24 protein-coding genes are annotated in these 25,169 nt (G+C 75.7%); 4 read left to right on the forward strand and 20 right to left on the reverse strand.

Annotated features, from left to right (window positions below; all coding sequences use genetic code 11):
• Positions 1-107 precede the first annotated feature (107 nt).
• The 7 genes from RDI86_RS02645 to sigE form a co-directional block, all read right to left on the reverse strand.
• Positions 108-1,283, reverse strand: coding sequence for a YihY/virulence factor BrkB family protein (locus tag RDI86_RS02645; RefSeq protein ID WP_076405238.1), 1,176 nt, complete (start codon positions 1,281-1,283; stop codon positions 108-110).
• Positions 1,284-1,293: 10 nt separating this feature from the next.
• Complete coding sequence (locus RDI86_RS02650; protein WP_061267643.1) at positions 1,294-1,857, reverse strand: 2'-5' RNA ligase family protein; 564 nt, start codon at positions 1,855-1,857, stop codon at positions 1,294-1,296.
• Entirely contained in the window at positions 1,854-2,945 is a 1,092-nt protein-coding gene (trpS, locus tag RDI86_RS02655) for a tryptophan--tRNA ligase (RefSeq protein ID WP_076405236.1), read from the reverse strand. Before trpS ends, RDI86_RS02650 begins: the two co-directional genes overlap by 4 nt.
• Before the next feature lie 67 nt (positions 2,946-3,012).
• A complete protein-coding gene (locus tag RDI86_RS02660; protein WP_163184652.1) occupies positions 3,013-3,354 on the reverse strand; it encodes a twin-arginine translocase TatA/TatE family subunit in 342 nt (113 codons plus the stop codon).
• A 9-nt stretch (positions 3,355-3,363) separates the two neighbouring features.
• Positions 3,364-4,803, reverse strand: a complete 1,440-nt coding sequence (locus RDI86_RS02665) for a S1C family serine protease (protein WP_251177068.1) — start codon at positions 4,801-4,803, stop codon at positions 3,364-3,366.
• Complete coding sequence (locus RDI86_RS02670; RefSeq protein ID WP_076405233.1) at positions 4,800-5,768, reverse strand: zf-HC2 domain-containing protein; 969 nt, start codon at positions 5,766-5,768, stop codon at positions 4,800-4,802. Before RDI86_RS02670 ends, RDI86_RS02665 begins: the two co-directional genes overlap by 4 nt.
• Positions 5,765-6,382, reverse strand: coding sequence for an RNA polymerase sigma factor SigE (gene sigE, locus RDI86_RS02675; RefSeq protein WP_061267693.1), 618 nt, complete (start codon positions 6,380-6,382; stop codon positions 5,765-5,767). Before sigE ends, RDI86_RS02670 begins: the two co-directional genes overlap by 4 nt.
• A gap of 243 nt (positions 6,383-6,625) precedes the next feature.
• Between sigE and RDI86_RS02680 the strand changes: the two genes are divergently transcribed.
• Positions 6,626-7,231 carry an O-methyltransferase gene (locus RDI86_RS02680; protein WP_369824879.1) on the forward strand — a complete coding sequence of 202 codons (606 nt, stop codon included), beginning with the start codon at positions 6,626-6,628 and terminating at the stop codon, positions 7,229-7,231.
• Positions 7,232-7,272: 41 nt separating this feature from the next.
• Here RDI86_RS02680 and RDI86_RS02685 read toward each other — a convergent pair whose 3' ends face one another.
• From RDI86_RS02685 to dapE, 6 genes are all read right to left on the reverse strand, one after another.
• Positions 7,273-8,898 (reverse strand): M17 family metallopeptidase, encoded by a 1,626-nt coding sequence (locus RDI86_RS02685; protein WP_308820625.1) that lies wholly within the window; start codon positions 8,896-8,898, stop codon positions 7,273-7,275.
• Positions 8,899-9,066, reverse strand: coding sequence for a DUF3117 domain-containing protein (locus RDI86_RS02690; protein WP_064506638.1), 168 nt, complete (start codon positions 9,064-9,066; stop codon positions 8,899-8,901).
• 122 nt (positions 9,067-9,188) lie between these two features.
• Positions 9,189-10,406 carry a hypothetical protein gene (locus RDI86_RS02695; protein WP_308820626.1) on the reverse strand — a complete coding sequence of 406 codons (1,218 nt, stop codon included), beginning with the start codon at positions 10,404-10,406 and terminating at the stop codon, positions 9,189-9,191.
• On the reverse strand, positions 10,403-11,398 hold the full coding sequence (folP, locus tag RDI86_RS02700) for a dihydropteroate synthase (protein WP_083711866.1): 996 nt from the start codon (positions 11,396-11,398) through the stop codon (positions 10,403-10,405). Before folP ends, RDI86_RS02695 begins: the two co-directional genes overlap by 4 nt.
• 13 nt (positions 11,399-11,411) lie before the next feature.
• Positions 11,412-12,251 (reverse strand): TIGR00730 family Rossman fold protein, encoded by an 840-nt coding sequence (locus tag RDI86_RS02705; protein ID WP_061267638.1) that lies wholly within the window; start codon positions 12,249-12,251, stop codon positions 11,412-11,414.
• A gap of 10 nt (positions 12,252-12,261) precedes the next feature.
• Positions 12,262-13,389: a succinyl-diaminopimelate desuccinylase gene (dapE, locus tag RDI86_RS02710; RefSeq protein WP_251177071.1), complete on the reverse strand. Its 1,128-nt coding sequence runs from the start codon at positions 13,387-13,389 to the stop codon at positions 12,262-12,264.
• A 36-nt stretch (positions 13,390-13,425) separates the two neighbouring features.
• On the opposite strand from dapE, the gene dapD reads away from it, so the two are divergent.
• A complete protein-coding gene (gene dapD / locus RDI86_RS02715; protein WP_308820627.1) occupies positions 13,426-14,418 on the forward strand; it encodes a 2,3,4,5-tetrahydropyridine-2,6-dicarboxylate N-succinyltransferase in 993 nt (330 codons plus the stop codon).
• A 32-nt stretch (positions 14,419-14,450) separates the two neighbouring features.
• On the forward strand, positions 14,451-15,428 hold the full coding sequence (locus RDI86_RS02720) for a hypothetical protein (RefSeq protein WP_206158305.1): 978 nt from the start codon (positions 14,451-14,453) through the stop codon (positions 15,426-15,428).
• Positions 15,429-15,530: 102 nt separating this feature from the next.
• On the opposite strand, the gene RDI86_RS02725 is transcribed toward RDI86_RS02720, so the two are convergent.
• The 3 genes from RDI86_RS02725 to fdxA all read right to left on the reverse strand — a co-directional run bounded on the left by RDI86_RS02725 (position 15,531) and on the right by fdxA (position 18,424).
• The gene (locus RDI86_RS02725; RefSeq protein ID WP_308820628.1) at positions 15,531-16,829 is read right to left on the reverse strand and encodes a citrate synthase; all 1,299 of its coding nucleotides are present in this window, start codon (positions 16,827-16,829) and stop codon (positions 15,531-15,533) included.
• 115 nt (positions 16,830-16,944) lie between these two features.
• A complete protein-coding gene (gene dapC / locus RDI86_RS02730; RefSeq protein ID WP_308820629.1) occupies positions 16,945-18,087 on the reverse strand; it encodes a succinyldiaminopimelate transaminase in 1,143 nt (380 codons plus the stop codon).
• Positions 18,088-18,106: 19 nt separating this feature from the next.
• Positions 18,107-18,424 carry a ferredoxin gene (gene fdxA / locus RDI86_RS02735; protein WP_024841122.1) on the reverse strand — a complete coding sequence of 106 codons (318 nt, stop codon included), beginning with the start codon at positions 18,422-18,424 and terminating at the stop codon, positions 18,107-18,109.
• A gap of 153 nt (positions 18,425-18,577) precedes the next feature.
• Here fdxA and RDI86_RS02740 point away from each other — a divergent pair, with 153 nt between their 5' ends.
• The gene (locus RDI86_RS02740; protein ID WP_034651460.1) at positions 18,578-18,880 is read left to right on the forward strand and encodes a hypothetical protein; all 303 of its coding nucleotides are present in this window, start codon (positions 18,578-18,580) and stop codon (positions 18,878-18,880) included.
• A 97-nt stretch (positions 18,881-18,977) separates the two neighbouring features.
• Here RDI86_RS02740 and RDI86_RS02745 read toward each other — a convergent pair whose 3' ends face one another.
• From RDI86_RS02745 to RDI86_RS02760, 4 genes are read right to left on the reverse strand one after another with little or no spacing between them, the layout of a single operon-like run.
• The gene (locus RDI86_RS02745) at positions 18,978-19,979 is read right to left on the reverse strand and encodes a prephenate dehydrogenase/arogenate dehydrogenase family protein (RefSeq protein ID WP_308820630.1); all 1,002 of its coding nucleotides are present in this window, start codon (positions 19,977-19,979) and stop codon (positions 18,978-18,980) included.
• Positions 19,976-20,923 (reverse strand): prephenate dehydratase domain-containing protein, encoded by a 948-nt coding sequence (locus RDI86_RS02750; RefSeq protein ID WP_240696653.1) that lies wholly within the window; start codon positions 20,921-20,923, stop codon positions 19,976-19,978. The genes RDI86_RS02745 and RDI86_RS02750 overlap by 4 nt, the downstream gene beginning before the upstream one ends.
• Positions 20,920-21,819 (reverse strand): hypothetical protein, encoded by a 900-nt coding sequence (locus RDI86_RS02755; protein WP_168946174.1) that lies wholly within the window; start codon positions 21,817-21,819, stop codon positions 20,920-20,922. Before RDI86_RS02755 ends, RDI86_RS02750 begins: the two co-directional genes overlap by 4 nt.
• A gap of 31 nt (positions 21,820-21,850) precedes the next feature.
• Entirely contained in the window at positions 21,851-25,141 is a 3,291-nt protein-coding gene (locus tag RDI86_RS02760; protein ID WP_308820631.1) for a VanW family protein, read from the reverse strand.
• Between the last annotated feature and the right edge of the window lie 28 nt (positions 25,142-25,169).

A 25,169-nucleotide genomic window follows, 5' to 3' on the forward strand; every position in this document is an offset into this window, starting at 1 on the left:
AGATCGGCAGTCCCGACCGAGATCGGCATCTGCGGCTGAGATCGGCAGCCGCACGTGCCGATCTTGGCAGCGCGTGCCGATCTCGACCTACCGCCCGAGCGCGACGGTCACGTCCCGCGCGGGCGGCGGGCCCGGCGGACACCTCGGACCACCGGGCTCCACGGGCGGTGCGACCCGTGACCGGCGCGGACGTGCTCCTCGGTCGACGGGACGACGGCGTCACGCGCGCCCTCGGCAGCGTCACGCCTGTCCTCGACGTGGTCGCGCGTGCTCTCGACGGCGTGACGGGGCGCCCGGAGGTGGCGGCCGTCGGTCGTCCGGTCGCCGTCGAGCACGGGCAGCTCGGGACGGCCGTCGCGCGCGTGCCGGGCGCCGTCGGGCACCGGGTCGGGCGGGCGCGGCGGGTTCGCCATCCACGCGCACACGGCCAGGAGGATGCGCGCGGTGAAGTTGACGAGGAGCAGCAGCGTCACGAGGACGGCGAACGACGCCAGGAGGGCGTTCCGCGTGGCGCTGCTCTCGACGAACGACGACCCGAGGTAGCGGAGCACGCCGAACCCGACGGCGGCGGTGAGCGAGCCGACGAGGAGGTCGCGGCGTCGGACCCGCACCCCGGCGAGGAGCCGCACGACGACGACCACGACGAGCGCGTCGAGCAGGACGCTCACGACGAGGCCCGCACCGGTGACGAGGACGGCGGGCCCGCCGGAGAGCCCGATCGCCTCGAGGATCTGGTTGCCGAGGGACGTGACGGCGATGCCGGCGACGGCGGAGACGAGGAGGAACAGCGCGAGCAGGAAGAACCCGAGGAGGGCGCGCGCCCGGGCGAGCACGGGGCTCTGGCCGACGTCGCTCACGCCGAACATGGTCCGCACGGCGCCACGCAGGTGGTACATGAACGACACGACGGAGAAGAGCAGCACCACGCTCGCGACGACGCTCGTGACGCTGAGCCCGGAGTCCAGCAGGAGCTGGTCGGGCCGGATTGCGCCCGGCTGGCCGTCGAGGGCGATGAGCCCGGGGACGAGCTCGTTGATCTCCCCGAAGACGACGTCCATGAGCTCCTGGCGGCCGCCCAGGACCCGCATGAAGACGGTGTAGCCGATCGTCAGCGCGGCGAACAGCGAGAACAGCGCGGAGTACGCGATGCCGCCGCACAGGAGCGCGCCGCGCGCGTACAGGTAGCGGTAGGTCGCGCGGCCGGGCCGGCTGTCCTTCCAGCGCTCGACGAGCGCGTCCACCCGCGCGCGCGTGCGCGGGGCGGCGGGGCGGGGCGACGTCACGCCCCGAACGCTACGAGACGGTCGCTCCCGCGGCATCCGCGCCGAGGGGGAACACCTGCTCGGGGCGCCAGACGCCGTCGTCCCCGTGCTCGTAGAGCGAGAAGCCGGCGACGTCGAACTGCGCGTCGTAGGTCGCCATCTGGTCGAACGCCGCGTCGAGCGCGGCCTCGGGCACCTCGTGCGCGACGGTCACGTGCGGGTGGTAGTTGAACCGCAGGTCCTGGGCGAGCGGGCCGGTGCGGATCGCGCTCTCGAGGTGCTCGCACTCCGCGATGCCCTCGACCACCTGGACGAACACCACGGGCGAGACGGGCCGGAACGTCGCGCTCCCCCGCAGGTGGAGGCGGAACGGCGCCGCGGTCGACGCGACCTCGGCCAGGTGCGCGCGCGCCGTGTCGAGCGCGGTGCGGTCCAGGACCGTCGGGCCGAGGAGCGTCACGTGCGGCGGGATCGACCGCGCGAGCGGGTCGCCGAACCGTGCGCGCGCGTCCTGGAGCTGCGTCGCGAACGGCTCGGGCACCTCGATCGCGATGCCGATCCGCACCTGGTGGGGCTCGCGCTCCGGGAGGTTCACGCGGTCGTCCCGCCCACGGGCAGCAGGCCGACGCGGTCGTAGACGCGGGCGAGCGTGCCGGCCGCGATCTCGCGGGCCTTCTGCGCGCCGCGCGCGAGCACCGCGTCGAGCTCGGCCGGGTCCGCCAGGTAGGTGTTCGCGCGCTCCTGGAACGGCACGAGGAAGTCGACGACGACGTCCGCCAGGTCCACCTTGAGGCGCCCGTAGCCCTGGCCGTCGTACTCGGCGGCGATCGCCTCGACGTCCCGCCCCGTGAGCGCCGAGTAGATGGTCAGCAGGTTCGACACGCCGGGCTTGGCGACCGGGTCGTAGCGGATCTCCGTGCCGGAGTCGGTCGCAGCCGACCGGATCCGCTTGGCGGCGACCTTCGGGTCGTCGAGCAGCCAGATGACGCCCTTGCCGTTGGACGAGGACTTGCTCATCTTCGCCGTCGGCTCCTGGAGGTCGTAGATCTTCGCGACCGACCGGACGATGTGGGCCTCCGGCACGACGGCGGTCCCGTCGCCGAAGCGGGCGTTGAGCCGCTCCGCGAGGTCGCGGGTGAGCTCGAGGTGCTGGCGCTGGTCCTCGCCGACCGGCACGAGCGCCGCGTCGTAGAGCAGGATGTCGGCCGCCATGAGCACGGGGTACGTGAACAGCCCGACGGTCGTGCCGTCGGCGCCCTGCTTCGCGGACTTGTCCTTGAACTGGGTCATGCGGCCCGCCTCGCCGAAGCCCGTCTGGCACGACAGCACCCACGACAGCTCGGCGTGCTGCGGCACGTGCGACTGGACGAACAGCGCCGAGCGGTCCGGGTCCACGCCGCCGGCGAGGTACTGGGCGGCCGTGCGGCGGGTGCGCTCGCGGAGCCGCTCCGGGTCCGGGTTGACCGTCAGCGCGTGGAGGTCGACGACGCAGTACAGGGCGTCGTACGCGTCCTGGAGGGAGACCCACTGGCGCAGCGCACCGATGTAGTTCCCGAGCTGCAGCGAGTCCTCGGTGGGCTGCATGCCCGAGAGGATCCGTGGCCGGGTGCCCGTCGGGCTCCCGGGCTCCTGCGTGGTCTCCGGGACCGGTGCCGGACCGATGTGCGTCGCCTCGATGGACATTGCCCCATTCTGACAGGTGCTCGGGCGCCGGAACGAATCGCCGTCGTACCGCGGTCGGACGACGGGGTCAGGTGGCCTCGTCGTCGAACGGGGCGGGCCCCGTCGGCGCGACGGGTGCGGACGGGCGGGGCGGGGAGACGCGCTCGGGCAGGGGGTCGTCGTCCAGGAGGGCCTCGCGGACGATCCGGCGCGGGTCGTACTGGCGCGGGTCGAGCTTGGCCCAGTCGACGTCCGACAGCTCCTCGCCGAGCTCCGCGTCCACGCGCGACTTCGCGTCACGCAGGTAGCCCCGCGCGGACCGTACGAACGCCCCGAGCTGCTCAGCGTAGCGCGGCAGGCGCTCGGGACCGATGACGACGACCGCCACGATGAGGAGCACGACGAACTCGGCTCCGTTGATCCCGAACACGCCGACAGACTACTCGCTCGTGGCCTCGTCGAGGACGACGCGCACGTCGCGCTCCTGGTCGCCGGTCCGCACACGCAGGGTCACCGCGTCCCCCGGCGCCTTCGCCCGGATCGCGACGATGAGCTCGTCCGACTCGGTGACGGGCCGGCCGTCGATGGACAGGATCACGTCTCCCGGCCGGATCCCGGCGGCGTCCGCCGGGCCGTCGGGCGTCACCGCGGGCGTCCCGGACTGCGCGTCGGTCGAGACCTGCACGCCCTCGCCCTGGTAGCGCTGGTCGAGGAGCACGCCGATCACCGGGTACGTCGCGACGCCGTCGGCGATGAGCTGCTCGGCGGTCCGGCGGGCCTGGTTCGACGGGATGGCGAACCCGAGCCCGATGCTCCCGGTGGCCTCGCCGCTCCCCGGCGGCTGCGCGATGGCCGAGTTGATGCCGACCACCTGGCCCCGGCCGTCGACGAGCGGGCCGCCGGAGTTGCCGGGGTTGATCGCGGCGTCCGTCTGGATCGCGTTGATGAACGCCGTCTCCGCCGCGGCACCCGCCTGGACCGGGCGGTTGAGCGCGCTGATGATCCCCGTGGTCACGGTCCCGTTGAGCCCGAGCGGCGCGCCGATGGCCACCACCGGGTCCCCGACGACCACCTCGTCGGAGTCGCCGAGCGCGAGCGGCGTGAGGCCCGAGTCCTCGACCTTGACGACCGCGAGGTCGTAGTCGACCGTCCGCCCGACGAGCTCGGCCGGGCTCTCGTGCCCGTCGGAGAAGAGCACGACGATGTCGCCGCCGTCGGCGGCCGACGCGACGACGTGGTTGTTCGTGAGGATGAAGCCGTCCTCCCGCAGCACGAACCCCGATCCGGTCGCGACGCCGTCGGCCCCGCGGACCTGGAGCGAGACGACGCTGGGCAGCACGGTCGCCGCGATGTCCGCCACCGAGCCGTCGGGGCGGTCCGCGCCGGGCTCGACGCTCGCGGGCGGCAGCGCCGAGACGGACGAGCCGGAGGGCTGCGGGTCGGCGAGGCGGTCGGCCGCGACGCCGCCGACGGCGCCCGCGACGAGCGCGAGCACCGCGACGCCCGCGACGGCGGCCGGGCGCAGGCCGCGTCGCGGGGCGGTGCCGGCGGGTCCGCGGGGCACGCCCACGAGGGTCGGGTCGACGGACCCGCCCGGGCGCGTCGGCGCCTCGGGCTGGCCGAACGCGCTCAGCCGCTCCCAGGGGTCCGTGGGCGCCGCAGTCGAGGGTTCCGCAGGCGCGGGCACCGCAGGCGGCGGCGGGACCGGTCCCGGACCGTACGCGGGCGCGGCGTGGCCCGACGCAGCGCCCTCGGTGAGCCGTGGCGCCTCGGCGGACGGCGGGACGGGCACGCTGCGGTAGGCCGACGGCGGCGCGAACGGGTTCGGCGCGGCGTCGCGCGGACCGGGCTGCTCCGGTCCGGTCTGGGGGTCGGTCATGAGGTGCCGAGCGCTCCTGTCATGGTCGTCCAGCCCCGGGAGATGCGCGCCGGGACCCCGGCATCGTAGTCACGGGCCGGGAACGCCGCCACGAGGGCGGCGACCGTCTCCTGCTCGGTGTCGGCGACGACGTCGATCACCGTGTCGCCCGACTGCCACACGACGTGCCACGGGGCCTCGGACAGCACGTGCACGCGGCGCCCGTCGACGTCCCACGTCTCGCCGCCCGCGAGCGCCGACGTGTCCAGCAGGCCGGTCTGCTCGCGCACGACCGCCTCCCCGCCCGGCGCCTCGAGGTCGATCTCCAGCACGCCGCGCCGCGCGTCGTCGCGCACGTCGGCCACGCGGAATCCCTCGGGGAGCGGCGTCGGGCAGGTCCAGCCCTGCGCGGCGAGCGCCGCGAGGGCGGACGCGCCGCCGTCGGCGACCGTCCCCCCGCCCGACCCGCCGTCCGGGGCGTCGGTCCGCGCGCCGCCGACGACGAGCGCGCCCGTGGCCCGGGGTGCGGCCTGCGCGAGCACGGTGAGCGGGTCGCTGCGGTGCAGGTCCGGCGTGACGAGCGGGCTCTCCCCGAGCGCGAAGAGGCCCACCGCCGCGACGCCGACGCCCCCGACGACGAGGCCGACGACCCGCCGCCGGAGCGAGCCGCGGCGCACCTCGCCGCTCCACGCGCCGCGCGGGAGCGTCGCGGGAACGGCCCAGGGGTCGCTCGGCGCGGGCGCCGCGCGCAGCGGGTCGCCGTCCGTCGGCGGGATCTGGGCGGACAGCGCGAGCAGGCGCGCGGCGAGGTCCGGCGCCGGCTCCACCGGCCCGGCCGCGCTCAGCGCGCGCCGGGCCGCCCGGGCCGCGGAGAGCTCCGCCGCGCACCGCGGGCAGCAGGCCACGTGCTCCAGGGCGCGCTCCGCCTCCGCGGGCGACAGCTGCCCGTCGACGAGCGCGGAGAGCCGCGAGCCGAGATGGGTCACGCCGCCCCCCGGGCGCCCACGGCGGTCGGTGCGTCGTCCGACGCCGGACGCTCGGCGGGGTCGCGGTGCGGCAGGGCGGCGCGGAGCTGGGAGCGCGCGCGGTGGATCCGCGAGCGGACCGTGCCGAGCTTGATGCCGAGCGTGACGGCGATCTCCTCGTAGGAGAGGCCCTCGATGTCGCACAGCACGACGGCGGCCCGGTACTCGGGCGAGAGCGCGTCGAGCGCGCGCTGCACGTCGCGGTCGAGGTTCGCGTGCTCGAACCCGCGCTCCGGCTGGGCCTCGGCGCGCGCCGGGTAGTGCCCGTCGTCGTCGCCCATGGCCTCCATCCGGATGCGCTGCTTGCGCCGGACCTGGTCGAGGAAGAGGTTCGTCGTGATCCGGTGGAGCCAGCCCTCGAACGTGCCCGGGGTGTAGCTCGACAGCGAGCGGAACACCCGGACGAACGTCTCCTGCGTGAGGTCCTCCGCGTCCTGACGGTTGCCGGTGAGGCGGTAGGCGAGCCGGTAGACCCGCGCCGAGTGCTCGCGCACGATCGAGTCCCACGACGGCGGCACCCACGTGCCCGCGTCCTGCTGGCCGTGCGTGCTGGTCCTCGGTCGTGCGTCGTCCACGTGGTCCATCGTCCCAGAAGAACGTCCCGCCCTCGGCGCGTGTTCCCCGGCTCGCGCGGGACGTGCGCGCGACGTCCACGGCCCGTGCACACGCACGCGGCGCGGGAACGGGCCGGCGTGGGAGGGGGCGGGTACGATCCGAGACAGTGCCGGCCCGGCCCCCGGGGCCGGACGACGGACCACCAGGAGGACCTGATCACCAGCGACGTCGGCACCCACCGCAGCGCCAAGGCGGCGAGCTGGGTGTACAGCGAGGAGTTCGTCCCCGAGGACGAGGTCCTCCTGCGGGCGCGCGACCGCGCGGCCGAGCTCGGCTGCCCCGCGGTCCTCCCGGGCGTCGGGGCCGTGCTCCAGGTCCTGGCCGCGTCCCTCGCGGCCCGCGCGGTCGTCGAGATCGGCACGGGCACGGGCGTCGCCTCGATCTGGCTCCTGCGCGGCATGCCCGCCGACGGCGTGCTGACGACGATCGACGTCGAGGTCGAGCACCAGCGCGCGGCGAAGGCGGCGTTCGCGGAGGAGGGCGTGCCCGCGTCCCGCACGCGCACGATCCCGGGCCGCGCGAGCGACGTGCTCCCCCGCCTCACCGACGGCGCGTACGACCTCGTCCTCGTCGGGGCCGACAAGCACAGCTACCCCGAGTACGTGGAGCAGGGGCTGCGCCTCCTGCGGCCCGGCGGCGTGCTGGCGGTCGACGGCGCGCTCTCGCACGACCGCGTCGCCGACCCCGCACGGCGCGACGAGGTCACGACGATCGTGCGCGAGGTCGGCCGGTCGCTCCGGTCCGACGAGCGCGTGCTGCCGGCGCTGCTGCCCAGCGGCGACGGCCTCCTGCTCGCCGTCCGCCGCTGACCCGCCGCGTCGGAGCCGGCCGAGATCAGAGCCGGTCGAGATCAGAGCCGGTCGAGCGCCTCGAGCAGCAGCCGGGCGCCGAAGCCCGTCGCCCCGGCCACGACCTCGTGCCGGTCGGCTGTCGCGCGCGCCGGTCCCGCGACGTCGAGGTGGGCCCAGGGCACGTCGCCCACGAACTCCCGCAGGAACAGCGCGGCCGTGATGGCCCCACCGCCGGGGCTCTCGACAGGGACGTGCCGCAGGTCGGCGACGTCGGAGCGCAGCGCACCCGCGTAGTCCTCGACGAGCGGCATGCGCCACACCTGCTCGCCCGTCGTGCGGGCGGCGTCCTGGAGCACGTCGGCGACCCCGTCGTCGGTGGCGAACAGGGCTCCGTGGCCACGACCCAGGCCCACGCTCGCCGCGCCGGTGAGCGTCGCGACGTCGACGAGCACGTCGGGAGCGAGCTCCTGCACGGCGTACCCGACGGCGTCGGCGAGGACGAGCCGGCCCTCGGCGTCCGTGTTCGCGACCTCGACCGTGCGCCCCGACCACGTGCGCAGCACGTCACCGGGACGGTACGACGCCGCGCCGACGTGGTTCTCCGCGAGCGGCAGCACGGCGGTGACGCGCCGGCCCGAGCGGGCCCGGGCGGCCCCGAGCACGACGGCGAGCGCGACGGCGGCGCCCGCCATGTCGGTCTTCATGGGCACCATCGCCTCGCGCGGCTTGATGGACAGGCCCCCCGTGTCGTAGGTGATGCCCTTGCCGACGACGACGACGTGCCGCGGCGCGGAGCGGTCCGTCGCCGGGGTCACGCCGTGGTCCGCGGGGTCGTACGTGACGGTGACGAGCCGGGGCCCGCGCGCCGAGCCGGCGCCCACGGCGAGGAGCGCGCCGAAGCCCTCCCCAGCGAGCTCGGCGGGGCCGCGGACGGTGGTGTCGAGGCCGAGCGCGTCGGCCAGCCCGAGCGCGCGGTCGGCGAACCAGGCCGGGTCCTTGACGTCGGACGGCGTGTTCGCGAGGTCGCGCACGAGCCACGTCGCGGCGGCCGCGCGGGTCGCCGCCTCGATCGGTGCCGCCACGTCGGGACGGCCGGGCGGCGTGAGCAGAACGAGCTGCGCGGCGGCGTCCTGCGCGCCGGCGGGCGCGTCGCCGCGGCGCGGCTGGGCGTACGCGGCGAGCAGGTAGCCCTCGACGTAGGCGCGGACCTCGGGCGCCCCGGCGTCCGCGGTCACGGCGCTCACGACCCGATCGAGGCCGCGGGACGCACGGGCCAGCGCGGCACCGGCGCGGCGCAGGTCCGTCGCGGTGCCGGCGCCCACGCCGAGCAGCAGGAGGCGGGGCGGCAGGCCCGCCCACGGCAGCCGGGTCGTGGACCCGACGTGCGCGCGCGGCAGGTCCACGCGCACGACCTCGCCGGCCGCGCCGCGGAAGCCCGGGCCGCCCGCACGCTCGGCCAGCTCGGCGAGGTCGACGCCGTACCGCAGGGTCGCGTCGACCGTGCCGGCGCGCGGCTGCAGCCCGTCCTCCGCCTCGCGCGGCGGCGCGACGGCGACCACGACCGCGTCGGCCTGTGCCTCGTCGACGAGCGGGGCGTCGCTCAGCGCGCCCCGTGCACCGACCACCTCCGGCAGCGCGCGCGGGATCTCCGAGGTTCCGGAGACCCGGCGCTCACGTGCGGGCAATCAGCCCACCACGGCCTGGAGCGCCTCACCCAGCTCGCTGGCCTCGGTCGCGTTGAGCTCGACCACCAGACGCCCGCCACCCTCGAGCGGGACCCGCATGACGATGCCTCGCCCTTCCTTGGTGACCTCCAGCGGTCCGTCACCCGTCCGCGGCTTCATCGCAGCCATCGATGGCACTCCATTTCCGTTTGTCCCGAGTCCACCCCGCACGCGCGAGGAGGGGCGTCCGACCTCGGACGACGCCCGGGGGACAGTCTAGTTCACGCGTGCCGACATCCCGGGCGTCCCGGTCACGGCGGCCAGCCCGACGGCGGGACCAGCCGCCACAGCGACCAGACCCACCACACCTGACCCACGACGCACGCGACGGTCACCGCCGCGAGCCACGCGCGCGACCGCGTCCACCCGACCGTCACCGCGCCGAGCGGGAACGCGAGCAGGAGGAAGCGCACGAGCGACGTGCCCGGCTGGACGGTCGCCACGAGGTACGCCAGGTACGCCCCGGACCACGCGTGCATCTCCGGGCCGAGACGCGCCGCCACCGGGTTGAGCACGAGCGCGGCGGCCACCACGAGCACGAGCGCGAGGAGCCACGGGCCGGCGTCGCCCGCGAGCCACCGCGAGACGTCCACCCACGGCACGAACGGCACGACCTCCGCGCCGCCGCGCCAGGCCTCCTGGGTGCGGAAGTACGCCTGGTGCACGCCCGTGACCGCGCCGCACAGCCAGGGCCACACGAGCCCGCTCGCGAGGGCGACGACGAGCAGCCCGCCCAGCCGGGCGGCGTCGGGCCCGCGCAGGTCACCGCGGCGCCACCGCACGAAGCCGTGCCACAGCACGACCGCCGCCATCGGCAGCGCGACCGCGCGGCAGAAGCCGAGGAGCGCGACGAGGAGCGCCACCCCGGCGTAGCGGCGCCGCGCGAGCAGGAGCAGCGCACCGGCCACGAGGAGCAGGGCGAGCGACTCGGTGTACGCGACCTGGAGGACCGGGCTGGAGGGGAAGACGCTGACGAGCAGCACCGTCGCGAGCGGCAGGCCCGGGCGCCGCTCGACGGCGGCCGCCCCGGCCGTCGCGACGAGCCGATGGACGACGAGCACCGCGCCCGCCCCGCACGCGAGCGCGAGCGTCGGTGCGAGCACCTCCCAGCCGAGCCCCGTGACGGCGTCGAGCGCGCGGACGAGCGCGGGGAAGAGCGGGAAGAAGGCCCACACGTTCTGCTGCACGGCGCCGTCGGGGCCCACGGGGAGCGTGTCCGGGTAGCCGGAGGAGTAGATCTGCTCGTACCAGCTCGCGTCCCACATCCGACCGACGTAGGCGAGGTACGAGGGCGCGGCGTCGGTCCACAGGTTCTGCTCCTGGGACCGCGCGGCGACGAGCAGCACGACGGCGCTCACCGCCCGGGCCAGGGCGTAGACCACGAGCACCTGCACCCACCACCGCCAGGTGGCGGGACGCAGCAGCCGCGCCCGCGCCGCGGGAAGGGCGGCCGTGCGCGGCGTCGTCACGCCAGGCCCCGCAGGGCCGCTGCCGGGGCCGTCTCGTCGCGGACGGCGGAGACCAGGTCGAGGACGCGGCGCGTCGCCGCCACGTCGTGCGCGCGGAAGACGCGCGCGCCGAGCCACGCGGCGACCGCCGTCGCCGCGAGCGTGCCCTCGAGTCGCTCGTCGGCCGGGAGGTCGAGCGTCTCCCCCACGAAGTCCTTGCGCGACAGGGCCATGAGGAGCGGGAAGCCGAGCCCCGCGAGCACCTCGGTGCGGCGGAGCAGATGCAGCGAGTGCCACGTGTTCTTGCCGAAGTCGTGGGTCGGGTCGACGAGCACCGACGCGCGCGGGACGCCGCACGACACCGCCCGCTCGGCCGCGGCCCGCAGCGTCGTCACGACGTCCTGCACGACGCCGTCGCGCGGGTCGGCCGCTCCGGGGCGGGCCGGGTAGGCGACGCGGACGGGGTCCGTGCGCGGCCGCGCTCCCCCGGTGTGGGAGCACACCACCCCGATCCCGTGCTGCCCGGCCACCTCGACGAGCCGCGGGTCGTGCCCGGCCCACGTGTCGTTGACGAGGTCCGCGCCCGCGAGCGCCGCCTCGTGCGCGACGTCCGCCCGCCACGTGTCCACGCTGACGAGGAGGTCCGGGAACTCCGACCGCACGCGGGCGACGAACGGGACGACACGGCGGATCTCCTCCGCCGGGGTGACCTCCGGGCCGACCCCGGCGCGCACGCCGCCCACGTCGAGGATCTCGGCGCCCTCGCGGACCGCGCGCTCGACGGCGGCGAGCGCCTGGCGGTCGTCGAGCTGGCGCGCCCCGGCGTAGAAGGAGTCGTCGGTGCGGTTGACGATGGCCATCACGGCGGGCCGGTCGAGCTCGCGCCCGCGCAGCACGAGCGAGGTGCCGCGCGGCGGCACCCCGAGGGGCGGCAGCGGGACGGGCGCGCCCTCGGGCGGGTGCGACCCCGGTTCGCCCGCGCCGGAGCCGGGCGCGCCGGGACCTGCGGTCATCGCGCCGCGCCCGTCAGCTCGCGTCGCCGGCCTGCGCCCGGACGAGCTCCTCCGTCGCCTCGCGCTCCTCCGCGCGCAGCTCGGCGCCGCGGTCGCACACGTACTCGACGGCCTCGGCCGGGTCGTCGCACAGGTGGACCAGGTCGAGGTCGTGCTCGCTGATCATCCCGCGCCCCACGACGGCGGTCCGCGCCCAGTCGAGCAGGCCGGTCCAGTAGTCCGTCCCGACGAGCGCGACGGGGAACTCGGTGATCTTGTGAGTCTGGACGAGCGTGAGCGCCTCGAACAGCTCGTCGAACGTGCCGAACCCGCCCGGCAGCACCACGAAGCCCTGCGCGTACTTGACGAACATCGTCTTGCGGGCGAAGAAGTAGCGGAAGTTCACGCCGAGGTTGACGTAGCGGTTCATGCCCTGCTCGAACGGCAGCTCGATCCCGAGCCCGATCGACAGGCCGCCCGCCTCCGACGCCCCCTTGTTGGCCGCCTCCATGATGCCGGGGCCGCCGCCCGTGATGACCGCGAAGCCCTCGTCGACCAGGAGGCGACCGACGTCCTCGGCGAGCGCGTAGTCGGCGTGGTCCGGCTTGGTCCGCGCCGAGCCGAACACGGAGACGGCCGGGCCGACCTCCGCGAGCGCGCCGAAACCCTCGACGAACTCGCTCTGGATGCGCATCACGCGCCACGGGTCGGAGTGCACCCAGTCCGCGTTGCCGCGCGAGTCGAGGAGGCGCTGGTCCGTCGTCTGGCCGGGGATCTGGTCGCCGCGGAGCAGCACCGGCCCCTTGCGGTACCCGGTGCCCGTCTGGGGCACGCCGTCGTCGGAACCCTGCTGGTCACGCACCGTGTCGCTCATGGTCACGAGCCTATGCCGCAGGGGTGGCCGTCAGCCACGCACGGAGCGCGTCGCGGCACAGCGCGAGCTGCCCGACGGGGCACCGCTCGTCGTCCTTGTGCGCGAGCAGCGGGTCCCCGGGGCCGAAGTTCACCGCCGGGACGCCGAGCTCGGCGAAGCGCGCGACGTCGGTCCAGCCGTACTTCGGGGCCGGTGCCCCGCCGGTCACGCCGAGGACGGCCGCCGCGAAGTCCGCCGCGAGCGGGTCGTCGAGACCGGGCCGCGCACCGGGCGCGGCGTCGGTGAGGGTGACCGCGAACCCGGTGAAGAGGTCGCGGACGTGCTGCTCGGCCTCGGCCACGCTGCGGGAGGGGGCGAACCGGAAGTTCACCGTGACGACGCACTCGTCGGGCACGACGTTGCCCGCGATGCCCCCCGTGATGCCGACGGCGTTCATCCCCTCCCGGTACACGAGGCCGTCGACCTCGATCTCCTGGGGGACGTACGCGGCCAGGCGGTCCAGCACCTCGTGCGCGGCGTGGATCGCGTTGGTCCCCGTCCAGGAGCGCGCGGAGTGGGCCGCGACGCCCGGCACGCGCACCTCGGCGCGCAGCGTCCCGTTGCACCCGCCCTCGAGGCCGGCCGACGTGGGCTCCCCGAGCACCGCGAAGTCCGCCTCCAGCAGGTCCGGGCGGGTGCGCGCGAGGCGCCCGAGCCCGTTGAGGTCCGCGGCGACCTCCTCGTTGTCGTAGAACACCCACGTGACGTCCTGCGCCGGGGCGTCGAGCTCCGCCGCGAGCGCGAGCGCGACGGCGACGCCGCCCTTCATGTCGACCGTGCCGCGGCCCCAGACCTCGGCGTGCGCGCCCTCGCCGACGACGCGCGTCGGCAGGTTCGGCGGGACCGTGAGCGGCACCGTGTCGAGGTGGCCCGCGACGACGACGCGCCGCTCCCGGCCGAGCGCCGTGCGCGCGACGACCGTGTCGCCGTCGCGGACGACCTCCAGGTGCGCGACCGTGCGCAGCGCGGCCTCGACCGCGTCCGCGAGCGCGCGCTCGTCCCCGCTCACGGACGGCACGTCGCACACCGCGCGGAACAGGGCGACGAGGTCGCCGTGGAGGTCGAGCACAGGTCCGGTGCCAGGGGTGGGAGAGGTCACGCCAGCACCCTACCGGCGCCGGATAGGGTGGGGCGCATGACTTCTGCGACCCCCGCGCCCGCCCCCTCGGCGGGCGCGTCCGAGCCGCGTACGGCGTGGGGCTTCGGCCTGGCGACCGTCACCGACGACGGCACGACCCTCGACGTCTGGTACCCCGCGCCGGCGCTCGGCGCCGCCCCGGCGGACGCCGCCGTCCCCGCGTCCCTCGATGCGCTCGCGGAGCGCGACGAGCTGCGCGGCGTGGACGTCGTCGTGGTGCGGACCGAGGTCGACCTCGACGCCGCCCCCGCCGACACCGCCGACGCCTACCTGCGCCTGCACCTGCTCTCCCACCGCCTCGTCGTGCCGCACGGCCTGAACCTCGACGGCCTCTTCGGCGTGCTGACGAACGTCGTGTGGACGAACCACGGCCCGTGCGCCGTCGACGGCTTCGAGGAGACGCGCCTGCGCCTGCGCGCGACCGGCCAGCCCGTGACCGTGCTCGGCGTCGACAAGTTCCCGCGCATGGTGGACTACGTCGTGCCGTCGGGCGTCCGGATCGCCGACGCGGACCGCGTGCGCCTCGGGGCGCACCTCGCGGCCGGCACGACCGTGATGCACGAGGGCTTCGTGAACTTCAACGCGGGCACGCTCGGCACGTCGATGGTCGAGGGTCGCATCTCGGCGGGCGTCGTCGTGGGCGACGGCTCCGACGTGGGCGGCGGCGCGTCGATCATGGGCACCCTCTCCGGTGGCGGCCGCGAGGTCATCTCGGTCGGGCAGCGCTCGCTGCTCGGCGCCAACGCGGGCCTCGGCATCCCGCTCGGCGACGACTGCGTCGTGGAGTCCGGCCTGTACGTCACCGCCGGGACCAAGGTGACGGTCGTCGGGCAGCAGGACGCCGCGGGCGAGCCGCTCGTCGTCAAGGCGCGCGACCTCGCCGGCCGGTCCGGCATCCTCTTCCGGCGCAACTCGCTGACCGGCGGGGTCGAGGCGGTCTCGCGGACCGGCGCGGGCGTCGAGCTCAACGCCGCGCTGCACGCGAACTGACCGGCCCCTCCCGAGCACGCCCCGCATCGACGATGACGACGACGCAGCCCCCGCGCTCCCCGAACGCCCCGGCGCCGGGGCGCGTCCGGTCGCGCCGACGCCCCCTGCGCACCGCGGTCACCCTCGTCACGGTGGCCGCGGTGGGGGTCGGCGCGGTCGTGGTCGCGCTCAACCGGCTCGACGACGCGACGCCCGTCGCGGAGCGCTGCGCCGCGACCGCCGACGGCCGCACGTGGTACCTCTCCGTGACGCAGGCGGACAACGCGGCTCTCATCAGCGGGGCTGCCGTGCGGCGTGGGCTGCCCGCCCGCGCCGCGACCATCGGGCTCGCGACCGCGCTGCAGGAGTCGCGGCTCGTCAACATCGACTACGGCGACCGCGACTCCGTCGGTCTGTTCCAGCAGCGCCCCTCGCAGGGGTGGGGAACCGTCGCGGAGATCATGGACCCCGTCTACTCGACCAACACGTTCTACGACGTGCTCGAGACGGTCGAGGGCTACGAGGGCATGGAGGTCACCGTCGCCGCGCAGACCGTCCAGCGGTCCGCGTTCCCCGACGCGTACGCGCAGCACGAGCCCCGCTCGCGCGCGTGGGCGTCCGCGCTGACCGGCTGGTCGCCCGCGTCGCTCACGTGCGACCTCGCGGCGGTCCCGGCGGAGGAGGTCCCGGCCGACGGCGACCCGGCCGAGCCTTTCCGGGAGCGCGCCGCGCGCGACCTCGGCGACGCCGTCCGCGTCGCGCCGTCGGACGGCGGGGACGGGGGCTTGGTCGTGGTCGACGCGTCCGCGCTCCCCGGCGCCGCGGAGGACGGCGGCGTCGAGCGGTCGGCATGGGCCGTCGCCCAGTGGGCCGTCGCGACGGCGGACGCCACGAACGTCGTCGCCGTCGAGGTCGGCGACCGCCGCTGGTCGCGCGACGGCTCGACGTGGACGACCCCCGACCCGGCCGACCTCGCCCCGCTCGACCCGGGCACCCTGCGCGTCCACGTCGCCGTCCCCGACGCGTCCTGACCGACCGTCGTCGGTCCCGACGCCGGGTCGCCGACGGGGCGGACGACGAACGCCGCGCCGCTCACCGGGAGGTGAGGGGCGCGGCGTCCGGAGGAGGGATCGTCAGCGGTCGGAGGCGGCGACGTAGTCGCGCTCGGTCTCGCCGACGTAGACCTGGCGCGGGCGGCCGATCTTGGTCTGCGGGTCCTTCATCATCTCGCGCCACTGCGCGATCCAGCCGGGCATGCGGCCCAGCGCGAAGAGCGGCGTGAACATGGCGGGCGAGAAGCCCATGGCCTTGTAGATGAGGCCCGTGTAGAAGTCCACGTTGGGGTAGAGCTTGCGCTCGATGAAGTAGTCGTCGTTGAGCGCGATCTCCTCGAGGCCCATGGCGATGTCGAGGAGCTGGTCCTTCTTGCCGAGGGTGGAGAGCACGGCGTCGGCCGACTTCTTGACGATCGCCGCGCGCGGGTCGTAGTTCTTGTAGACCCGGTGGCCGAAGCCCATGAGGCGGACGCCGTCCTCCTTGTTCTTCACCTTCTTCATGAAGGTGTCGACGTCGTACTCCGCGCCGGCGATCTTGTCGAGCATGGTGAGCACCGACTCGTTCGCGCCGCCGTGCAGCGGGCCCGAGAGCGCGTTGACCCCGGCCGCGACGGACGCGTAGAGGTTCGCGTGCGAGGAACCGACGACGCGCACCGTCGACGTCGAGCAGTTCTGCTCGTGGTCGGCGTGCAGGATGAGCAGCTTGTCGAGCGCGTCGACGACGACCGGGTCGGCCTCGTACTGCTGGTACGGCGTCGCGAACGTCATGCGCAGGAAGTCGTCGACGTAACCGCGCGAGTAGTCCGGGTAGAGCAGCGGCTCGCCGACGCGGCGGCGGTGCAGGTACGACGTGATGGTGCGCGACTTCGCGAGGAGCAGGACCGTCGCGAGCTCGACCGTCTCGTCGTCGAACGGGTCGAGGGACTCGGGGTAGAACGTGGACAGCGCGTTGATCGCGGACGACAGCACCGCCATGGGGTGCGCGTTGCGCGGGAACGTGCCCATGAACGTGCGGAAGTCCTCGTGCACGAGCGTGTGCCGGTTGACGCGCTCGACGAAGGCGTCGAGCGTTGCGGCGTCGGGGAGCTCGCCGTGGATGAGGAGGTACGCCACCTCGAGGAAGCTCGACCGCTCGGCGAGCTGCTCGATCGGGTAGCCGCGGTACCGGAGGATGCCGGCCTCGCCGTCGATGTACGTGATGCTCGACTCGCACGACGCGGTGTTCATGAAGCCGGGGTCGACGGTCACGAGGCCGGTCGACTTGAGCAAGGAGGACACGACGATGCCGTCGTTGCCCTCGGTCGCCGCGACCACGGGCAGGTCCTGCGCCTGGTCGTCGACGAGGAGGCGGACCTTCGCCTGCTGAGTGGTGGTCATGGTTCCCTTCCTGCTGCTGCTCGCGCCGTTGCCGCGCGGTCGACCGTACCCCGCCTCACCCGCACGTGACCAATCAGGAACCGTCACGAGAACACCACACCCGCTGTGATCCAGGTCACGCCAGCGGGAGGCCTCCGGAGAGTCGAGCCGCGGCCTCGTGGACCCGCTCGTCGGTCGCGGTGAGGGCGACGCGCACGTGCCCCGTGCCCTCCGTCCCGTAGAACGCCCCGGGCCCGACGAGGATGCCCCGGTCCGCGAGGGCGGAGACCGTCAGCCAGCAGTCGCCGGCCGCCTCGTCGGCGGGCCGCGTCCACAGGTAGAGGCCCGCCTCGGAGTGGTCGATCACGAGGCCCGCGCCGGTGAGGGCGTCGACGAGCACCTCGCGGCGGCGCGCGTAGACGTCCCGCTGCGCGGCGACGTGCGCGTCGTCGGACAGGGCCGCGACCATCGCGGCCTGGACCGGCGCGGGGACGATCATGCCGAGGTGCTTGCGCGTCGCGAGCAGGTCCGCGACGAGCGCCGCGTCCCCGGCCACGAACGCCGCGCGGTAGCCCGCCATGCTCGACTGCTTGGAGAGCGAGTAGGTGACGAGCAGGCCGTCGTGCGACCCGCCGCACACCGCCGGGTCGAGCAGGCTCGGGACACCGGTCGTCGTGAAGGGCTCGGTCCACGCGAGCTCCGCGTAGCACTCGTCGCTCGCGACGACCGCGCCGATCTCGCGGGCCGCGGCGACGACGCGCGCGAGGTGCGCGGCATCGAGCACCCGGCCCGTCGGGTTGCTCGGCGAGTTGACCCAGACCAGGCGCACGTCGTCGCGCCCGGCCCACGTGTCCACGTCGTCCGTGGCGAGGGGCGTCGCGCCCGCCAGGCGCGCGCCGACGTCGTAGGTGGGGTACGCCGTCCGCGGGTGCACGACGACGTCGCCCGGCCCGAGCCGCAGGAGCGAGGGCAGCAGCCCCACGAGCTCCTTGCTCCCGACGGTGGGGAGCACGGCGTCGGGGTCGAGCCCGGGGACGCCGCGACGGCGGGCGAACCACGCGGAGACCGCCTCGCGCAGGGCGGGCGTCCCGTGCGTCGTCGGGTAGCCGTGCGCGTCGGACGCGGCGGCGAGCGCATCGCGCACCACGGCGGGGGTCGTGTCCACCGGCGTGCCGATGGAGAGGTCGACCACGCCGCGGGGGTGCGCTCGCGCGCGCCCGGCGTACGGGGTCAGCGTGTCCCAGGGATAGGCGAGACCGGAGAGGTCGGCGAGTCCCACGAGCGCCGGCGCCGGAGGCTCAGGCCTGCGGCGGCAGGGCGGCGATCATCGGGTCGTCCTTCTCGATGAGACCCATCTTCGCGGCACCGCCGGGCGAGCCGAGGTCGTCGAAGAACTCGACGTTGGCGCGGTAGTAGTCGCTCCACTCCGTCGGCACGTCGTCCTCGTAGTAGATCGCCTCGACGGGGCAGACCGGCTCGCACGCGCCGCAGTCGACGCACTCGTCCGGGTGGATGTAGAGCGACCGCTTGCCCTCGTAGATGCAGTCGACAGGACATTCCTCGATGCACGCCTTGTCCTTGACGTCCACGCACGGCTGGGCGATCACGTAAGTCACGACCGAGTACCTTTCTGGGTTCGTCCGGACCCGGCCCGGCGAGGGGCGAGGTCATGACAGGGGCATGCACGACTAGTATCGCTCAGGTCGGGCGGTGCCCGACCCTCTCTGACCAGCCCGTGGACGAACGTCACACGCCCGAGGAGCCGCCCCGTGCCCGACTCGCCCTGGACGACGTGGGCGCCGGGGACGCGGGTCGTCGTCCGCCGCAGGCTCTCGCCCGACGACGCCGCCGCTGCGGGCAAGCCCCTCACCGACGTGATCGGGGTGGTCGTGGAGACCACCGCGACCACGCTCGTGCTGCGCGAGGACGCGGGCGGCAGCGCCCCGCCGCACCGCGGCCACGGCCCGCGCGACGACGCCCCTCCCCTGGTCTCCGTGCCGCTCGACGCGATCGTGGCCGGCAAGCCGGTCCCGCCGCGGCCACCGCGACGGCCCGCGTCGCGCCCGGACTGACGACCGGGGCCGACGGACGACCGGTCGGCGGGGCCTCTCGACGGGGCCCGGCGACGACGTGACCCGCCCCGGGCGACGCCGGGACCGCGGTCGCACCTCAGGCGACGACGACCGCCCGGTCCTCGACGTCCACGACGACGGCGCCGCGGGCCCCCGCGGCGGTGAGCGTCTCGCGCCAGGTGCCCGCGTCGTCGAGGTCGACGCGCACGGGCTCGCCGGTGCCGCCCGTCGCGGCGCGCACCGGGTCGGGCCGGTCGAAGAACTCCCCCACGGGCGCGTTGGTCTCCAGCGCGCGCACGAGCTGCTCGAGGTCGCGCACGACGACGCGCAGCGCGGACGCGACCCACGCGGCGTTGTCCGTGACCATGGCCTCGGTCCGGCGCGGGTCGGTGCGCCCCACGCGCGTCGCGTCGCGGAAGCTGCCCGCGGCGAGGCCCAGCGCGACGTCGCGCACGGGCGCGTCGGCGACGACGCCCAGGAGCTCGGTGGCCAGGACGTGCGGGACGTGGCTGACCAGCGCGGTGGACTCGTCGTGGACGTCGTCGGTGAGCACGTGCACCGTGCCGCCGAGCGGGCCCGTGACGAGCCGCAGCACGCTCGTGAACGCGTCCGGTCGCGTGGTCGCGTCCACCGTCACGGCCCAGCGCGCGCCCGCGAGCATCGCGGGGTCCGACGCCTCGAAGCCCGAGTGCTCCGTCCCGGCCATGGGGTGCGCCCCGACGTACCGGGCGTCGAGCCCGGCGGACCGGACGGCGTCGCGCACCGCGCCCTTGACGCTCCCGACGTCCGTCACGACCGTCGCGCCCCGCACGTGCCGGGCGACGTCGGCCGCGACCGCCCGCATGGCGCGCAGCGGCACGGCGAGCACGAGGACGTCCGGCTCGTCGGCGCAGACCTCCGCGACGTCGCCGACCACGCGCAGACCGGCAGCCCGCGCCGCCGCGCGCGTGGTCGCCGTGGCGTCGTAGCCGGTCACCTCGACCCCGCGGTCGTGCAGGAGCCGGGCGACCGAGCCGCCGACGAGACCGAGGCCGACGACGCCGACCCGGACCGCCGAGCGGGACGTTCCAGGGTCCGGCGCGGCACCCGCGGCGCTCACCACAGGAGCCCCGTCGCGAGGCCCGCCGCGCCGGTCGACGCGTCGACGCTCCCGACCGGGACGTGGGCGGCGTCGACGTCGGCGCGCACCGACCCGTCGAGCTCGCCGCGCGCCGGGACGACCCCGAGCGTCTTGAGCGCGTCCCCGGCCCCGACGAGGTCTTCCAGGACCGCGCGCACCGGCGCGTCCCAGGGCGCGCCGTCGACCACGAGGACGAACGCGTAGGTGCCCGCGACCGCCTTGAGCGGCCGGGTGATGAGGCTCGAGAGGTTGACGCGCCGCGCGCCGAAGGACTGGGTGATGCGCGCGAGCACCCCCGGTCCCGTGACGACGGGCGTCACCGCGAGCATCGTGCGCCACGCCGTCTCGCCGCCGCTGCGCGCCCGGCCGAGCGCCGCGGCGGCCTCCGCGCGCGGCGCCAGCACGAGGAACCGGGTGCGTGCGCCCGCGAAGTCCTCGACCGCGCGCTCGACCGTCTCCAGGCCGTAGAGCTCACCGCAGATCGTCGGGCCGAGGGCGACCTGGTGCGGGCCGGCGTCGCGGCACGCCGCGGCGTTCGACGACGCCGCGACCGGGGCGAGGCCCGTCCGGCGCACGAAGCCCTGGCACTGCGCGAGCCCGTGCGGGTGCGCCGTCACCTCGGTGAGGTCGCCGTGGCCCGGTCGCGCGAACGCGTCGAACGAGATGTCGAGCACGACCTCGTCGACCGCGACGACGCTCGCGCTCCCGACGATCGCGTCGAGCGAAGGCACGACGTACCCCTCGACCGTGTTCTCGATCGCGACGACGCCCCGCTCGTGCACGCCCGCGGCCACGCCCGCGAACACGTCTGCGACGGTCTCGCGGGCCGCGAGCCCGGCATCCACCGGGCCGTGCTCGGCCGACCACGCGGCCGCCGCCTGGTGGGTGAACGACCCCTCGGGGCCGAGGTACCCGACGCTCACGCGTGGACGGGGTCGGGGGCGGTCGCCCAGCGCGGCTCGAGCGCGTCCGGGCCGGGCACGAACTCCTGCCCGGGCAGGACCGCGAGCACCCGGTGCGCGACGCCCCGCTCCCCGAACCCCGCGACGAGCGCGTCGAGCGTCGTCGCGTCGGGGCACGAGAACGCGCAGAAGAAGATGTGCGGCCCCGCCTGCGAGCGGTGGCTGCGCAGGTGCTGGAGGTCGATCCCGGCGGCTGCGACGAGCGCGAGCGTCTCCTGGAGCGAGCCGCGGTGGTCGTCCCGGGGCCCGAACGCGAGCCACACCTGGGCGACGCCCTCCGCCCGAGGCGCCGCGTCGCGGCTCTCCAGCAGCCCGTACCAGACGGGCGCGCCCTCGCCGAGGAGCTCGCTCCCCGGGAGCTCGGCGTAGCCGAGCGCGGCGAGCGGCCCGCGGGCCACCGAGCGCTCCACGACGAGGCTGCCGTCGGCGCCGGCGAGCGCGACCCGCTCCTCCAGCGTGGTGCGGGTCGGGACGAGCGACGGGCTGACGCCCATCGTGCGCAGCACGTGGCGCCGGTCGCGCATGCCCGCCTCGTCGACCACCACGTGCCCCGTCAGGTCGCGGGCCGCCGTCGACCGGCCGACCCAGACCCACTGCGACGGCACCGCCGACGCGCCGGTCAGCACGAGCGACGGCGGCGCCGCGAGCAGCGCGCGCTCGAGCTCGTGCGACGGCTGCGCCGGGTGGCCCAGGTGCATGACGGCGGCCAGCGCGTCGATGCTCGCGACGGTCGACAGCGTCGCCGTCGTCGACCCGAGGTCGAGCAGCGCCTCCGTCGGGTCGCCGTCGACCCATCCCGCCGCCGTGGCCGCGAGCAGCGCCTGCGCTCCCGACTCCCGTTCGCTGCGTCCGAGCATGAGACCTCCGTGGTTCGTGGGTGGACCGGGTCTACTCGCAGACGACCGCGTTGTCCGGCTTGTAGGTCCACCGGTAGGACTCGTCCTTGACGAGCTCGCCCTCGCGGTAGACCTTGCGGTAGTTCGTGATGGAGAAGCCCGGGCTGCCCGCGGGCGTCGGGGCGCAGTCGGCGCCCGAGTGCGTGACCGTCGTCGGCTGGACCACGTTCGACTTGCCGCTCGACGACGTCTCGACGTCGTAGTACTTGGTGCTCCAGACCGCGACGTGCAGCTGGCCGCCGCCGACCCAGGACTGCATGAGGACGCCGTACGGGGTGTCGTTCTTGAACTTCATGTCGATCGAGCCCACGAAGATCGTCGCCTCGCGGCCCGCGGGGTAGCGCTCGAACCAGTAGCTGTGCGGGCGGTGCTCGACGTCCTCGAGCCCCGCGAAGAAGCCCGCGTTGTACGTGGTCGTGGCCATCTGCGACAGGCCGCCGCCGACGCCCTCGGTGTGGCGCCCGCTCTCGACGATGCCGGCCGCGTAGTAGCCGCCCTCGAGCGTGATGGGCGAGAGCGTGTCGACGAGCGAGAAGGTCTCCCCCGGCTTGACGAGCGTCCCGTTCACCTTCTCCGCCCCGCGCTGCAGGTTCGCGGTGCGGACGGGGACGTTGGGGACGGGCGTCGAGAACTCCGACACCTTCTCCTTGATCCCCAGCGCCTCGAGCGCCGCGACCGACTGCTCCGGGTCCGACTCGACGAGCTCGACCGTCGCCGTGCGCTCGTCGCCCGAGGCGGCCGTCGTGACGGCCGTCGCGATGGCCGCCGGGTCGATCGTCGTGCCGGGCTGGCCGCCCTCGATCACCGGCACGCCGTCCCGGAAGACGAAGTGCGCGTCGTCGGCCGCCGTGAGCAGGTCGTTCGTCCGGTCGACCACGGACTGCACGAGCGCCGGGCCGTCGAAGGTCAGGGTGAGGACGCCGTCCGTCGCCGCGAAGGAGGCGGCCGCGGCGAGCGCCTCGGGGGGCAGCTCCGGCGACTGGCCGCCGACGGAGACGACGACGGGCGCGGACACGACCTTCTCCGCCAGGGCGAGCGCGGCGTCCGTCTCGTCCTGCGTGATCGTGGGCTCGACGGGCTCGGTGGGCAGCTCGACCGGCCCGTCGGTGACGAGCCAGCTCTCCGTGATGGTGGCGGGCACCTCGTCCGTGACGAGCGCCGAGCCGTCCGCGGCCGGCGTGCTCGTGGGCGCGCCGTCGACGAACTGCACGGCCCCGTCCACGGGCTCGATCTCCAGGCTGCCGCGCAGCGCCTCGACCTGGGCGTCGAGGGCCGCGTCGTCGACCGTGACCAGCGGCTCCGCGTCCTTGCCGCCGAACAGGTGCTGCCACAGGCGCGCCGGGTTCATCGAGAACGACGTGAGCTCCTCGGCCGTGCCCGCGGCGTCGAAGGTCAGGCCCGCCGTCGCCGGGTCGAGCGTCGTGCTCGCCTCGCCCGCGGCGAGCGTGATCGGCTCGGCCGCGCGCGGCCCGAGCTCCGACTCGAGCCGGTCCTCGGCCGCCGTCCGGGACAGGCCACCGACGTCGACGCCGGCGACGCTCGTCCCGCTCGGGACCTTGTCGGAGTAGAACCACTGGGCGCCGGTGTACAGGCCGCCCAGGACCAGGACGGCGATCCCCGTCCACAGCAGCCCGCGGGCCCAGCCGCGCCGCGGCGCGTCCTCGTCGAAGCCCTCGAAGGGCGAGGCCTCGCGCGAGTCGTCGGGCGGGACCGGCGTGAACGCGCTCGGTGCGGCGGTCCCCGCGGCGACCGCCTGCGCCGTCGCGCCGAAGCCCTCGGCCGGGGCCTCCGCCGGAGCGGTCGCGCCGGCGGCGACCGGCGCCGGGCTCGCCGGCTCGTCGGGGGACGCGGGAGACAGGATCGACGTGCGCACGACGGGCGCGGGCCGCGACCACGGGTCGACGGGCGGGATCACCCGCGTCGCGTCGGGCGCGGCGTCGCTCCCCTCGTCCGCGGGTCGGCCCTGGTCGCCCGCCGGCGCGGAGCTCACGGGCACGACGGCGGTCCGCTCGGCCGTGCTCTCGTCGGCCGGGCCTCCCCCGGTCGCGTCGGCCGACCGGTCGGCCGACGTCGGGTCGTCAGGTGTCGCGCTGCTCGCGGCCGTCGCGTCCGCGGCCGTGTCGTCCGCGGCCGTGTCGGCCGAGGTCGTGTCGTCCGAGGTCGTGTCGTCCGGGGGGACCGAGGTGTGGGCGACGGGCGCCGGGGCCTCCCGGTCGGCGGTGCCCGTGGCCTGGGCGGCCGGGGCGTCGGCCTGGGCACCCGGTGCGGGGACGAGCACCGCCGGGACGTCCGGGTCGAACGCGAACACGCGCGGGACGTACGGCTCCTCGTCGGCCTCGTCTGCGTCGCTGCCGCCGGGAGCGCCGACCGTCCGCGGGCTGCTCTCGGCCGTGGGGCCGCCGTCCGGGGTGCCGACGGGGGCCGGGCTCTCGGCAGCGCCGGCGACCGGCGCGTCGGGGGTGGTCGACGTCGGCTCGCCGCTCGCCTCGGTCGGGTCGGCCGTCGACCCGCCCGGCGCGGACGCACCCGCGACGGGCGACTCCGCGACGGACGCGTCCGGACCGCTCTCGACCGGGGCGTCCTGGGCGTCGGGCTCGAGGGCGGCGCTCGCCGGAGCACCGGCGTCCACGTCCGTCCCGGTGGTCGTCGCGCGGGTCTCGGCGGGTGCCTCGTCCGCCGGAGCTGCGGGCATGGCGTGGGTGGCCGGGCTCGCGGCGTCCGGCACCGCGGAGCCCTGCTCCGAGGCGGCGGTGGGCTGCGCGGCCGTCCGCTCGGGGGTCGCGGCCGTCTGCTCGGGGACCGCGGCCGTCTGCTCGGGGACCGCGACAGACTCCGAGGTGACGAGCGGCTCCGAGGAGGCGAGCGGCTCAGCAGCGGCGACCGGCTCCGAGGAGGCGACCTCCGGGCGGCTCCCCGCCGCGGGAAAGCCGGCCTCGGACACGTCGGCGGTGGCTGCACCGGGGGCCGGCGCGTCGCCCGCCGGGGTCGCGCCGGGTAGGGGGCCGGGCTCGGCCGCGCCGGCACCCTCAGGACCGTGGTCCGCAGGCGCGGGGCCGTCCGGGGCGGTGTCCGTCGGCGCGCCCGTCGGTTCGTCCGTCGACGCGCTCGTGGACTCGTCCGTCGGCGTGGGAGCGACCGGGGCGACGTCGCCGGACGCGTCGGCACGCTGCGCGTCGGGGCCGGACGCCGTCTCGGGAGCCGCGGGCTCGACCGTCTCGGCGGGCTCCGGCACGGCGTCCTGAGGGGAGTCGAGATCGGCGTCTCGGTCGGTCGGCTGACCCATCCACTGTCTCCGTGACGAAAGGCGCGCG

This window comes from Cellulosimicrobium sp. XJ-DQ-B-000, from assembly GCF_031119065.1.
GTDB classification, from domain to species: Bacteria; Actinomycetota; Actinomycetes; order Actinomycetales; family Cellulomonadaceae; genus Cellulosimicrobium; species Cellulosimicrobium funkei.